Below are 12,833 nucleotides of genomic sequence, written 5' to 3'. Positions count from 1 at the left end.
CCCCGTTCCCCCCGTGGCGCCGCTACTCCCCCGTGGTCCCGTCGATCGCCTCGCGCAGCAGGTCCGCATGCCCGTTGTGCCGGGCGTACTCCTCGATCATGTGGGCCAGTACGTAGTGCAGGGAGTAGGCCTGGTCCTCGTAGGAGCCGGTCACGTCCAGGGATTCGGCCGCGTCCACGATCTCCCGCGAGCGGGCGCAGGTGTCCTCCCAGATCTTGAACGAGCCGGCGACGTCCGCGTCGTCCACGTGGAACTCCGTCCGCTCCCCGGCCTCGTTCTTCGGGAAGTAGCCGCGCACGTCCTCGCCGCCCACGACGTTGCGGAACCAGCCGCGCTCGACCTCCGCGAGATGCCGTACCAACCCGAGCAGGCTCAGCCCCGACGGAGCCACCGCCCTGCGCCGCAGCTGCTCGTCCGACAACCCGGCGCACTTCATCATCAGGGTGTCCCGCTGCCACTGGAGAACGCTGGTCAAGGTGGCCCGTTCGTCGCCCACCAGCCCGGGCGGGGTCCGCTGCTCATCGATCATCCGATGATGATCACAGCCTTACGGCGGCCCCCGCACGCCGATTTCACATCCCGGCCGCCCCGGACGCCGCGGCCCCTCCCCCTGCCCACCCCACCAGCCCCGCCACCTTCTCCGGATTCACCTGCAACCGCAGGTTCACGACCCGCCCGTCCACCGCGTCCAGGTCGTAGGTCAGCGCCGCACGCGCGACTCCCGCGTGCACGAACACCACCGACTCCTCCCCGTTGACCCGCGCGGATTCCAGGGTCACCGCCTGCAGCGAGGGCTTGGCCAGCATCCCCAGCAGCCAGCGCGCCACGTGATCGGCACCGTGCAGCGGCCGCCGGGCCGCCGTCACCTTGCCGCCGCCGTCCGACCAGGCCGTCACCTCGGGGGCGAGCAGCTCCATCACCGCGTTCAGGTCCCCGCCCGCACACGCCGCCAGGAACCGCCGGGTCACTTCACCGCGCTGCCCCGGTTCGGTGGCGAACCGCGGCCGCCGGGCCTGTACGTGGGCCCGTGCCCGGTGCCCGGTCTGCCGTACGGTCGCCTCCGCCCGGTCCAGTACCCCGGCCACCTCCGCGTACGAGTACCCGAACACCTCCCGCAGCACGAACACCGCGCGCTCCAGCGGGCTCAGGCTCTCCAGCACCACCAGCATCGCGGTCGACACCGTCTCGGCCATCTCCACCTCCCGCGCACCATCGGGCACGGTCGGCAGGGACTCGGTCAGCAGCGGCTCGGGCAGCCACGGCCCGATGTAGGTCTCGCGGGTGGCGCGGGCTGAGGTGAGCCGGTTCAGGGACAGGTTGGTGACCGTACGCACCAGGTAGGCCCGCGGGTTGAGCACCGCCGACCGGTCCGCGCGGTCCCAGCTCAGCCACGCGTCCTGGAGGACGTCCTCGGCGTCGACGACGCTGCCGAGCATCCGGTAGGCGACGTCGAACAGCAGCCGGCGATGGGCGGTGAAGGGGCCGAGGGCATCGAAGGAGGCTCCCGGGAGGTGCTCAGCAGTGCTCACGAACGATCATGCTGCCGCCGCCTCCGCGGCTTCCGCAAGAGCCCCGGCCCCGGCCGCACTGCTCCCGTACGTCGGAGCCCAGCCCAGCTCACGCCCCGCCTTGGCATTCGACAGCCTCAGGTCCGTTCTCATGATGGTGTGCGCGAGCGGGGCCGGCTTCAGCACCCAAAGCGGTACGGTCATCGGCGCGGGCGCCCCGAACGCCGCGGCCACCGCCCGCATGTGCGCGTCCCACCCCAGCGGTTCGTCATCGACGATGTTGTACGCCTGCCCGGGCCGCCCCGACTCCACGCCGGCGACCACGGCAGCCGCCGCGTCGGCCACGTCGACCCAACTCAGCGCCCGCCCCTTGGCCGCCACCACCGGCAGGGCACGCTTGCGCAGCATCGGCACCACGTGGACATCAGTGATACCGGCCCCGTAGAACAGCCCGAAGCGCAGGCTGACCCCCTCGATCCCGTCGGCGGTGAAGGCCAGCTCTTCCTTGGTCCGCATCGCACCCACGTGCCGCTCCAGCCAGACGTTCGCCCCCTGCGGCCCGAAGCCGTCGTCCTCGCCGAGCACCGCCCCGCCGTGGTCCCCGTATCCGTAGCCGAACATCATCGACTCCACGACGAACCGCCGCGCCCCGGTCTCGCGCGCGGCGGCAAGCAGGTTGGCCGTCCCCTCGGTGCGCAACGCGTTCGTCCCGACCATGTCCTGGTGCCGGGCCATGGTCTTCCCCGACAGGGCCGTGGCCGCGTGCACGACCACGTCGAAGCCGAGCCCGTCCAGGGCTCGCAGCAGGCCCTCACGGTCGAGCAGGTCGGCTCGTACGTCCATCCCGGCACCCCGGCCGAGACCGGCGACCTCGTGCCCGGCCGCGCGCAGAGCCCGTACCGCCCGCTGCCCCAGAACCCCGCTCGCACCCGCCAGCAGAACCTTCATGGCCGTCTCCTTCTTCACTCGTTCCTTGCGCCGTCATCCATGGGACAGATGGGCGGCCCGGAACGTGACACGAAGCAAAAGCGACCGCGGTCACCAGCAAAGGAACGCAAGCCCGACCGCCACCACCGCGGGAGGGAACCCGCCGCCAGGCCCCCCGGCGTTAACGCCGTTAATGCCCCCGCGGCCAACACCCACGGAGACCCAGGCCCTCGCAGCGTTAACGCCGTTAATGCCCGCGCCCACCCCACGACGCACACCACCAACGCCAACGCCCCCGCTCCCTCCGGCGTTAACGCCGTTAATGCCTCGCGCGCCGGCCCCCACCCCACGACCAAGGCGTTGACGCCGTTACGACCCAAGCCCACCCACCCGCTCCGCGACCAGCAGTCCGAGCCCATCGAGGATCCGTTCCAACCCGAAGTCCAGCGCCTGGTCCTGCCCCCCGGTCTCCGCCACGGAGGCCAACGCGGCCCCCAGCGCCGGGTACTTCTCCCCGTGCACCCGCATCACCTCCCCGAGCACCGACGTCAGCTGCGCGTCCGGCCCCTCCCCCGCGGCCCCGCCCGCCATCGCGCGTTCCTGCTCCGCGATCCCGCGTACGTGCCCCGACACCAGCACCACCGCGTCGATCGCCTCGGCCCCGGTCAGCCCGCACCCGTCGAGCGCGGCGAGTGCCCGCTCCATCCACCCCACCTCGACCGGCCCCATCACCCGCGCCCCGACCGTCGCCTCCAACAGCCACGGATGCGCCCGGAATCCGGCCAGCAGCTCCCGCGCCCACACCGCGAGCCGCTCACGCCAGCCCTCCCCGACCGGACGGCCGTCCAGCACCGAGGGGTCCGGGATCGCGGCCTCCACCATCAGCGAGACCAGCTCCGCCTTGCCCGGCACGTACCGGTACAACGCCATCTTCGTGACCGCCAGCCGCCCGGCCACTCCCTGCATCGATACGCCGGCCAGCCCCTCGGTGTCCGCGAGAGCGACCCCCGCGCCGGCGATCCCTTCCAGCGTGAGCCCCCGCTTGGGCCCGCGTGCGGGCTTCACCGGCGGCCCCCAGAGCAGCCGGACGGCCGCGCCCCACTGCTCGTCCGCGTCCGTCATGGGATCCCCTCACACTCGCCCCGCCATTAAACTGCGTCCACCGTACACGTTAACGGCGTTAATGCCGTTCCGGCGTTAACGCCACCACCCCACCCACCACTCACCCCCACCCGCCGCGTTAACGCCGTTAATGATCCACTTCCATAAAAAGTACTGGTCGACTGGTTTTTTTAAGGCCCATCTGCCTAGATTGACCCTGGCCGAACCATGCGGTGACCACCTCCCCGGTTCCGCCCAACTGCCGCGATCCCAAGGAGAACCCGCATGGCGAGGGCCAGACAGGAACGAGCCGAGATCACCCGGCAGGCGATCCTGGACGGCGCGGCCATCGCCTTCGACCGGACCGGTTTCCACGGCACCAGCCTGACCGACGTGGCCGGGCGGGCCGGCGTCACCAAAGGCGCCCTGTACTTCCACTTCTCGTCCAAGGAAGCCATCGCCCGGACCCTGATGGACGAACAGTTCCAGGTCTCCGAGGGCCTGCCCGCCCTCGCGGAGCCGGGTCTCCAGACCGCCATCGACCTGACGCACCGGATGGCCTTCGGTCTCCGTTCCGACATCCGGGTCCGCGCCGGGATCCGCCTGGTCATCGAGTTCGGCTCCTTCACCGACCCGGACCCGAGCCCGTACAACGCCTGGATCGACACCTCCCTGAGCTGTCTGACACCGGCCCAGGAGCGCGGCGACATCCTGCCCTCGGTCGACGCCCACGCCCTGTCGACCATGCTCGTCGCCGCGTTCTCCGGCATCCAGGTGACCTCGCACGTACGCACCGGCCGCGCGGACCTGCACGCCCGGGTCATCGACCTGTGGAAGTTCACGCTCCCGGGAATCGTGCCCGCAGACCGCGTTTCCCGCTTCGACCCGGCCGGCTCGCCCGAGTGCCGGTCCGAACTGGGCCTGTCAGCCCCGGACTCTGCTCGGACCCCGGACTCCGCTCCGGCCCCAACCGCCTGACGACGCGTCCAGGGCGGCCTCGCACGCGCCGTGGTGAACCACGGGGGTGCTCACCACGGCGCGTGCGAGGCCGCCCTGTTCCCCCCTGCCCCAACACCCTGTCCCCACCCGGAGGGCCGCTCCGGGGCCGATCCACACCACTTCGTTAGCAAAACTCAAGCGTGGTGCCCACGAACACCCGTGAACGTTAGTAAAGTCCCTCGCATGACTTCACCCTCATCACCGAGCGACCGCGAGAAGGTCGTCTCCAAACTCCCTCCGTGGCTGCGCCAAGAGCTCAAGATCCGCACCGCCCAACTGCGGGTGGACATCCAGGACGCCGTCCACCAGGGCATCGCCCACTGGAGCGCGCTCGCCTCTTCCCCCTCCCCCGTCGACACCTCCGGCGCCGAGTCCTTCTCCACCTGGCTGCCCGCCGGCCAGTGGGAGTCCTTCCGCACCGACTCCAAGCACCGCGGCGTCTCCCTCATCCAGGGACTCGCCCAAGCCGTCTCCCTCTGGCTGGAGATGAACCCGGCCCCCACCGTGAAGCGGCCCTCGGTCGTCCGCCGCATCGTGGTGTGCAACCAGAAGGGCGGTGTCGGCAAGACCGCCATCACCGCAGGCACCGCCGAAGCCCTCGCCGAGGACCCCGACAGCCTCCACCCGGTCCGCGTGGCCCGCCAACTGGCCCGGCTCTCGGCCCTCGAGGACGGAGACGAGCCGGGCCAGGAGGCCACCGCGTCCGCCCCTCCCGTCGACCTGGAAGACCTGCCCGGCCTCGGCATGCGCGTCCTGCTCGTCGACTTCGACCCCCAGGGCCACCTCACCAAGCAGCTCGGCCGGCAGCCCCTGCCCATCGGCGGCGACAGCCTCACCTGCCACATGGCGGGCGAGGCCAAGGGGCCCCTCGCCGACCTGATCGTCCCCATCCCGGACGAACGCTTCGGCGACCGCCTCCACATCCTCCCGGCGTGCACGGACGCGTTCCTCCTCGACGTCCGGCTCTCCACGGTCCGTGCCCGCGAGGCCGCGCTCGAACGGGCCCTCGCCCCCGTCGAGGCCGACTACGACGTCATCCTCATCGACTGCCCGCCAAGTCTCGGGCTCAGCATGGACGCCGCCATCTACTACGGCCGCCGCCGCGACGCCGAACAGCCGGGAGCCTCCGGCGCACTGATCGTGGTCCAGGCGGAGGACTCCTCGGCGGACGCCTACGACCTCCTGACCTCCCAGATCAACGACCTCCGCGACGATCTCAGCCTCGACATCGACTACCTCGGTCTCGTCGTCAACCTCTACGACGGCCGGCGCGGCTACATCGCGACCTCCTCCCTCCAGGCCTGGATGGACATAAAGGATCCGCGCGTGGTGGCCATCGTCCCCGACCTCAAGGAACAGCGCGAAGCGGTCCGCGTGAAGCAGCCCCTGTTCGTCTACGCACCCAAGGGCGAGCAAGCGGTCGCCCTCCGCGCCCTCGCAAGGGAGATCTCATGAGCAAGGCCGACAAACTCGGAGTCTCGAGCTCCTTCGCCCGCGCCCAGCCCGTAGGCGTCAGCTCCCGCCGCGCAGCCATCGCCGAAGCCACCGGCGCTCCCACCTCCGGCGTGGTCCCGCCCTCGGAGGTGCCGATCGAGGCACTCGCCCACAACCCCTTCAACCTCCGCGAGGACCTCACCGAACTCCACGAGCTGGCCGCGTCCCTGACGACCCGGGGTCAGCTGCAGCCCCTGGCAGTCGCCACCCGCATGGCCTTCATGGAGGCGCATCCCGGGAACACCGACGGACTGGGCCGCGCCCCGTACGTGGTCATCGACGGCAACCGCCGCCTGGCGGCGGCCCAGCGCGCCGGCCTTCGCACCATGCAGATCCACGTCAACGACTCCCTCGCCTCCTCGGCGGCGGACATCCTGGAGTCGGCGCTCATCGCCAACGTCCACCGCGTCGACGTGGCTCCCATGGACCAGGCCCGCGCCCTGCAGCAACTCGTCGAGGTCCACGGCTCCCAGGCCCAGGTCGCCAAGCGGCTCGGCAAGACCCCGGCCTGGGTCTCCCAGCGCCTGACCCTCCTCAACCTCACCCCGGAACTCCAGGACAAGGTGGAGACCGGCGAACTCAAGGTGGAACCGGCCCGCCGCATCGGCCGCCTCCCCCAGGAGGACCAGGCCTCCGCGGCAGACGAAGCCGTTAACGCCGTTAACCCCCCACGCCAGCGCACCCGCCCGACCCCGAACCCCGAGCCCTCCCCCGAACCCTCCCCCTCGCCCTCCTCTCCCGCCTCCCCCCGCCGCATCACGATCGCGGCGGACTCCCCGGACACGATCGCGGACGCACTCACCGCCCACCTCACCCCGGACGACCTGAAGGCGGTGACCGAACTCCTCCTGACCCGCATCTGACCCACACCAGACCCGACCCCACCCGACACGAAGGGGGCGTTGGCCAAGGTCGGACCACCACGCCCCCACGTGTGTTTCACGTGCGTTCCATGGTGCGGTTCGCATAAGCTGCGCCTGGAGGTGCCCATGCCCAACGCGCACGAAAACGAACAGACCACGCTCTTCGCCGCGGTCGATGCCCTTTTGGAAGAGGCCGCGGCACAGGACGCCCTCCCGCACCCGGACGAGCGCAAGCGCCTCCGCGAGGCCGCAGGCCTGAGCCAGGACCAGATCGCCCAGGCCCTGGCCGTCCGCCGCGAAACGGTCACCTCCTGGGAAACCGGCCGCACGGCCCCCCGGCCCCCCAAGCGCGCCGCCTACGCCCGTCTCCTCAACGGCCTGGCAGACCTCCACGGCATCAACGCGCTCAACACCCCGCAGCCCCCCACACTCCAGCCCCCCACACTCCAGGCCCGCACCGAAGACGCCGGGCCCACCCCCAGCAGCGCCGCACCCGTTAACGCCGTTAACGCCACCCCCCACCCGGGGAACGCCGCCCCCGAGGCAGCGACCCCGCAGCCGGAGCCTGAGCCGGAGCCCCAGTTCCGTGAAGGGGCGGGTAAGGGAACAGCCCCACAAGCCCCCACCCCACCCCCCACCCCCCCGCACCCCGCACCCCGCACCCCCCACCCCCAGCCGGCAACGGGACCCCGAACGGGAACGGGAACGGGACCGGCCACGCCCACCCCCCGCACGGGTACCGCCAAATCCACCCCCCCACCCCTCCTAGAGGGCAACGGCCCCCTGGCCGTACTGGACGGCACAGGAAAGGCCCACGCCGCGCGAGGCGCAGTCCTCACACCCCCCACCACCCTCCCCGCCCTCGTCGAATGGGCCCTCACCCCCGCCGCCAACCTCCGCTCCCCCCGCCTCCACCGCAACGGCAAGGACGGCGACCCCCTCCTCGTCCTCACCCCCGCCGCCACCGAGGCACTCGGACTCCCCCTGGTCCTGGAAGACCGCCGCGGCCTCCGCCTCCCCGACGACCACCCCGTCATCAAGCAGCTCACCAAGGCGAAGTGGCAGCTGACCCGCCGCGGCTTCGGCCCCTGGCCCCGCATCTACCGCCCCGCCACCCCCACCACCGGCCGCCAGTGCGTCCAGCTCGCGATCCTCCCCTGGGGCGCCCTCGACCCCCGCGCCTGGGGCGAACACACCGCCGACCTCCCGGCACCGGAACTCGCCGAGCTGCTCACTTCCTACGCGACCCGCGTCCTCACCCCCCGCGGCTCCACCGCCGTCTCGGGCCTGGAGCTGATGACGGCGCTGCGGCCGCCCACCCGCGCCGCCCGCGACGAGTCCACGAACACCTGGGTCTCCGCCCCGGTCCCCGGCTCCCTCACCCGCCCCGTCGACCCCGCTCCCCCGGAGGCCCCCGACGAACACCCGGTCGTCGCGGCCCTCTACCCCCGCTCCCACCAGCGCACCCCGGACCAGGTCCTCGACGAAGAGGCGTACGACTGGATCCGCGACCCCCAGCTCCTCACCGACGCCGAGTGCACCCGCACCCACGCCGTCGGCGTCGACGTGAACATGGCCTTCGCCGCCGCCGCCAACCGCCTCCTCGTCGGCACCGGCCCCGCGGTCCACACCGACGGCCCCCGCTTCGACCCGAAGCTCCCCGGCTGCTGGCTGGCCGACCTCTCGGCCGAAGCCACCGCCATGGACCCCCGCCTCCCCAGCCCCTTCACCCCGCACGGCCGCCCCCCCACCGGCCCCGCCTGGTACGCCACTCCGACCCTCGCCTACGCCAAGGAACTCGGCCTCACCGTCCAGCCCACGGAGGCCTGGCTCCGCCCGGACCACGGCCCGTACCTCGACGCCTGGTACACCCGCCTGCGCGACGCCTACATGGCGACGATGGCGGAACTCGGCGTCCACGCGGCCCTCACGGACGCCGAGTTCCTGAAGGCCATGGCGGAGTACAAGGGGGACCCCGACACCCCCACCCCGCAGACCGCGGTCCTCTCCGCGATCAAGTCCACCGTCAAGGGCGGCATCGGCAAGCTCCGCGAACGCCCGCAGGGCGCCGGCTACCGCCCCGGCGAGAGCTGGCCCGCCCTCGAACGCCCCACCTGGCGCCCCGACATCCGCGCCGCCGTCATCTCGACGGCCCGCGTCAACATGCACCGCAAGATGCAGAAGCTCGCCACGACAGCAGACCTCTACCCCATCGCCGTCCTCTCCGACTGCGCGGTCTACCTGTCCGACGGCCCCAGCCCCCTCGACTTCCTCCCCCGCACCCCCGAGGGCAAGCCCCTGCCCGGCGGCTTCCGTCTCGGCGTCAGCCCCGGCATGGTCAAGCACGAGGGCACCCAGCCCCTCCTCTGGGCCGTTCAACTCCTCGACGAACGCCACAACCCCGCCCGCCACATCAAGGGCCACGACGCCGCGGCCGACGGAGAGTAAGAGCCACCCATGTCCGAGATCAGCGACAGCCTCGACCGCGCCGACGAGCAGAACTTCACCCGCCCCATCCCCAAATCCGCGGGCGCCCAGATCCGTTACCTCGTAAAACAGCTCAAATCGACGAAGGCCGTAGCGGACCTCCTCGTCATCTCCCGGCGCACCGTCGAGCGGTACGTGAAGGACCAGATCAAGCAGCCCAAGCCGGCCCTCTCCGCCCGCCTGGAGCGCGAGGTACGCCGCCGCTGGCAGCCCCTCGTCCGCAAGCGGGCCCGCGCCAAGGCCGCGAAGCAGACCGGCCTCGTCATCGAGACCCGCGCCCGCTTCGGCTTCAGCGCCGCCCCCGGCACGACCGACGACGGCCGGATGCGCCGCATCACCCAGCACCTCCCCCCGGAGTACGCCTCCCGCCTCTTCACCGCACACGAGGCCGGAGCCACCGAGGCCCAGCTCCGCGGCATCACCGCCGAAGGGCTCCAGGAGATCTACTTCAAGGACCACGGCGCCCGCGCCCAGGGCCTCCTGGTCGAGTTCACCGACATCGACTACGTGGAACTCAACTTCTGAAGAACCCTCACATGAGCCCGAGCCCCCACACGCCCCCCTGAGCCCCTAGAAACCACAAAGGGCCCCGGAGTACTCCGGGGCCCCCACAAGCCCCTGAGCACCCCTCAGAAGCCCCACAAACACCACCTACTCAGCCAACCGCGTGCAGCGCCCTACGCCGCTTCGATTCAGCCGCCTTCTTGGCCACGGCCTGAGCCGCCCGCTTCTTGCGCTGCTCGGCGAGCTGGTCCTGATACGCCGCCACCGCCCGGTGGTAGCTGGCCACATAGCCCCGCGCGTCCAGCCGCTCCTCCGCGTCCATCTCGTTCACGGCCGCGACCGCATCCTCGAACGAGGTGTACCCGGCGAGCATCGGGTTGATCTGGTAGACCCCGTTCCGGATCTTCCGGACCAACTTCGCCAGCTCCAGGCTCCGCAGCGCGGCGTTCACGCTCGGCCGGCTCAGGTCCAGCATCCCGCCGACCGTCGCCTGGTCGATGAGGATCCGCCCGCCCGGCTCACTGAGCGAACGCAGCTTCAGCAGCACCCGGTACGCCGCCGGCGGCAGGTCGAGGTCGGAGAGCAGCCCGTCTGCGTTGACCGCAGCGAATCGCAAGGTACTCACTGAGCCGTCCCTTCTCCCGTGCGCTTCGTCCGGCTCACCCGACGCGCAGCGCGCTCTCTTGCCCGTTCGGCCCGCAGTTCCGCGATGGCCTGCCTCATGTGGTCCAGCGAGGGGAAGCGAACCAAGTCAGGCAGGCTCGTATCGCTACGAATCTGCGAGATGGTCCCGTGCTGCTCCACCTTCACGAACTCACCCGTCATCTCGGTACCCGGGATGAACTCCGCCACCCGGTAACTGTAGGGCGGGTTGAACTGATACACACCCCGCCGCACCTTGAAGACGATCCCATGAGACATCACCGTGTGCAGAGCTTCCGACGTCTTCGTCCGGCTGACATCCAGGATGGTAGCCATCTCCTCCTGGGTAAGTGGAATCCGCCCCCCCGCCCGCTGACAGGCAATGAGCAGCAGGATCAGCCGCAGAGGCAGCGCTTCACGGAAGTACTGGGCGATCACGAGGAAGAACTCGAGGCTGTCCATCGAGAACGCATTCGGCTGATTCTCGGTCCCGTAGAACTCCAGCGGCTTGCGCTCACCGTCCAGAGTCAGCTTCCGCGTCGGGTACCGCTTCGCGAGGCTGTCCAGATCCTTGACCGGAGCCAGGGGCTGACTCCACGCGGAGATCGCGTCGTCCACCGGCAGATCGGGACGCGGGGTCCCTACCGGATTGCCCCGGCGGCGCTGTGGCTCTGATGACACGAGGCTGCTCTCCACTCCGTTGATCTGCGGAGATCAGTATGTCAACAAGGGTGACACAAGTGTCACGCTCGTTGACGTTCGGCGTGTCTTGTGTCCCCTCACAGGTGACATATCTCAGCCACACCGTTCCCCGAGCCCCCTCCCGCCCCTCCCCCGCCAACCCCACCCGCCCCACCACCAGTTACCCGGCAGATCTCCCCCAATACGTCAGCCCCCCCGACGTTTTAGCGCATTTTACGTCAGCTCCACTGACATTTTGCAGCCGTTGTGTCCCCCTAGCAGCGACACAACCACCGAGATATGTCCCTCCTGAGGGGACATATCTTTTCCCCCGCACCCCCTCTGACCTGCGACGACGCATCTCCGTACCTTCTATAGGCCGGTGGTCGCTCCCGCCCAAGCCTTCAACGCCGTCTCAACCAGCAGGAAAGCCCTCCCAGACGCCCCAAAAACAAGTACTTCCCACCCCTCCGGACCCCGCACTGAAGCCCCCTACCCCCCAGCCACAACCCCAGAATCTGACTGATTCCCGTCTCTATCCACACCACATTTTGAAGCAACCCACCCACTCAACCCTTAGCTCGGTTAACACCCCAAACCCCACCCGCGTTAACGCCGTTAAGACCCCCACCCAAAACCCCAGCTCAAGAACCCCCAAACCACCCAACTGCCCTCAACACCTCAAGAATCAACCTTCACCACTGCGAAGACCACACTCGACCCCCACTAACACCCGTCAACCCCCAAAGAACACCTATGGCTGATTCCCAGCCCAGACTCTGAAAGACCACCCACACCAAACCTCAGATGCAGGTTCCGCAACCGACTCAACCCACACCAGTAAGAAAACTCAGTCCAAAGCCCCTACCCCAAAGCCAAGCTGAGCCTCCTCGAGAAGCAGCCCTTGAGTCTCAAAACCGAGCTAGACCTGCAGCAAAGAGCAAGGCCCCTACCTAGCAACACAGCTAGGCCGCACAACAGTTCTGTCTGAACCCCAACCCTTCCTGGCTGCCTAACCCAGCCCCAGAGCCCAGCAGAGAACTGCCTCGCCGAAAGGAAGACACTGGCCCGCGAAGCGGGCCTGCCGAGCGCAGCGAGGCCGCCTCAGTCCGAAGCGCGCAGCGCTTCGGAACCCCTGGGCACCAAAGGCGCCCAGCCCGGATCAAAGCGGCGCGCTTCATCCCCCGGAGGGGAGGCACCGGGCCGCGAAGCCGGCCCCACCGAGCGCCGCGCGGCCCTTCAGTCCGAAGCGCGCAGCGCTTCGGTGCCTCTGGCGCCAAAGGCGCCTAGCCCGGCGCGAAGCGCCAGGCCCCCTCCCCCCGAAGGGGGGAGGCAACCAGGCCGCGAAGCGGCCCCGCCCGAGCGCAGCGAGGGCGCCACAGTCCCAAGCGCGCAGCGCTTGGGTACCCCTGGGCGCCAAAGGCGCCCAGCCCGAAGCAAAGCGGAGGGCTTCCTCCCCAAAGGGGAGGCACCGGGCCCCAAAGCGGCCCCGCCCGAGCGCAGCGAGGGCGCCTCAGTCCGAAGCGAAGCGGAGGACCCCCGACCCGAAGGGTCGGCACTGGCCCGCGACGCGGGCCGGCCGAGCGCAGCGAGGCCGCCTCAGTCCGAAGCGCGCAGCGCTTCGGTA

At 70.2% G+C, this 12,833-nt stretch carries 11 protein-coding genes; 5 read left to right on the top strand and 6 right to left on the bottom strand.

The genetic code is table 11. The annotated features are described in order from the left end of the window. Nucleotides 1–22 precede the first annotated feature (22 nt). The 4 genes from OG247_RS42410 to OG247_RS42395 form a co-directional block, all read right to left on the bottom strand. Complete coding sequence (locus OG247_RS42410) at nucleotides 23–529, bottom strand: DinB family protein (protein WP_327257842.1); 507 nt, start codon at nucleotides 527–529, stop codon at nucleotides 23–25. Nucleotides 530–572: 43 nt separating this feature from the next. Beyond that, nucleotides 573–1,529 carry an RNA polymerase sigma-70 factor gene (locus OG247_RS42405; protein ID WP_327257841.1) on the bottom strand — a complete coding sequence of 319 codons (957 nt, stop codon included), beginning with the start codon at nucleotides 1,527–1,529 and terminating at the stop codon, nucleotides 573–575. Between the two features lie 6 nt (nucleotides 1,530–1,535). Continuing rightward, complete coding sequence (locus tag OG247_RS42400) at nucleotides 1,536–2,456, bottom strand: NAD-dependent epimerase/dehydratase family protein (RefSeq protein WP_327257840.1); 921 nt, start codon at nucleotides 2,454–2,456, stop codon at nucleotides 1,536–1,538. 348 nt (nucleotides 2,457–2,804) lie between these two features. Then, entirely contained in the window at nucleotides 2,805–3,557 is a 753-nt protein-coding gene (locus OG247_RS42395) for a TetR/AcrR family transcriptional regulator (protein WP_327257839.1), read from the bottom strand. Nucleotides 3,558–3,821: 264 nt separating this feature from the next. Between OG247_RS42395 and OG247_RS42390 the strand changes: the two genes are divergently transcribed. The 5 genes from OG247_RS42390 to tpg all read left to right on the top strand — a co-directional run bounded on the left by OG247_RS42390 (nucleotide 3,822) and on the right by tpg (nucleotide 9,904). Beyond that, nucleotides 3,822–4,514: a ScbR family autoregulator-binding transcription factor gene (locus OG247_RS42390; protein WP_327257838.1), complete on the top strand. Its 693-nt coding sequence runs from the start codon at nucleotides 3,822–3,824 to the stop codon at nucleotides 4,512–4,514. Between the two features lie 204 nt (nucleotides 4,515–4,718). Beyond that, complete coding sequence (locus tag OG247_RS42385) at nucleotides 4,719–5,990, top strand: ParA family protein (protein WP_327257837.1); 1,272 nt, start codon at nucleotides 4,719–4,721, stop codon at nucleotides 5,988–5,990. Then, a complete protein-coding gene (locus OG247_RS42380) occupies nucleotides 5,987–6,892 on the top strand; it encodes a ParB/RepB/Spo0J family partition protein (protein ID WP_327257836.1) in 906 nt (301 codons plus the stop codon). The genes OG247_RS42385 and OG247_RS42380 overlap by 4 nt, the downstream gene beginning before the upstream one ends. A 126-nt stretch (nucleotides 6,893–7,018) precedes the next feature. Beyond that, the gene (gene tap, locus OG247_RS42375) at nucleotides 7,019–9,340 is read left to right on the top strand and encodes a telomere-associated protein Tap (RefSeq protein WP_327257835.1); all 2,322 of its coding nucleotides are present in this window, start codon (nucleotides 7,019–7,021) and stop codon (nucleotides 9,338–9,340) included. Between the two features lie 9 nt (nucleotides 9,341–9,349). Beyond that, entirely contained in the window at nucleotides 9,350–9,904 is a 555-nt protein-coding gene (gene tpg / locus OG247_RS42370) for a telomere-protecting terminal protein Tpg (RefSeq protein ID WP_327257834.1), read from the top strand. A 130-nt stretch (nucleotides 9,905–10,034) separates the two neighbouring features. Here the strand turns inward: tpg and OG247_RS42365 are convergent, their stop codons facing one another. After that, entirely contained in the window at nucleotides 10,035–10,508 is a 474-nt protein-coding gene (locus tag OG247_RS42365) for a MarR family transcriptional regulator (protein ID WP_250744360.1), read from the bottom strand. Continuing rightward, nucleotides 10,505–11,143, bottom strand: a complete 639-nt coding sequence (locus OG247_RS42360) for a hypothetical protein (protein ID WP_239516702.1) — start codon at nucleotides 11,141–11,143, stop codon at nucleotides 10,505–10,507. Before OG247_RS42360 ends, OG247_RS42365 begins: the two co-directional genes overlap by 4 nt. Nucleotides 11,144–12,833 lie beyond the last annotated feature (1,690 nt).

The organism is Streptomyces sp. NBC_01244 (assembly GCF_035987325.1).
Lineage (GTDB): Bacteria > Actinomycetota > Actinomycetes > Streptomycetales > Streptomycetaceae > Streptomyces.
The sequence above is the reverse complement of the archived record's forward strand: the minus strand, read 5'-3'. Positions and strand labels throughout refer to the sequence as shown.

Bases quoted from the DNA above. Each gene is read 5' to 3' on its own strand.
- OG247_RS42410 (WP_327257842.1), bottom strand. From the start codon at position 529: ATGATCGATGAGCAGCGGACCCCGCCCGGGCTGGTGGGCGACGAACGG.
- OG247_RS42400 (WP_327257840.1), bottom strand. From the start codon at position 2,456: ATGAAGGTTCTGCTGGCGGGTGCGAGCGGGGTTCTGGGGCAGCGGGCG.
- OG247_RS42395 (WP_327257839.1), bottom strand. From the start codon at position 3,557: ATGACGGACGCGGACGAGCAGTGGGGCGCGGCCGTCCGGCTGCTCTGG.
- OG247_RS42390 (WP_327257838.1), top strand. From the start codon at position 3,822: ATGGCGAGGGCCAGACAGGAACGAGCCGAGATCACCCGGCAGGCGATC.
- OG247_RS42385 (WP_327257837.1), top strand. From the start codon at position 4,719: ATGACTTCACCCTCATCACCGAGCGACCGCGAGAAGGTCGTCTCCAAA.
- OG247_RS42380 (WP_327257836.1), top strand. From the start codon at position 5,987: ATGAGCAAGGCCGACAAACTCGGAGTCTCGAGCTCCTTCGCCCGCGCC.
- tap (WP_327257835.1), top strand. From the start codon at position 7,019: ATGCCCAACGCGCACGAAAACGAACAGACCACGCTCTTCGCCGCGGTC.
- tpg (WP_327257834.1), top strand. From the start codon at position 9,350: ATGTCCGAGATCAGCGACAGCCTCGACCGCGCCGACGAGCAGAACTTC.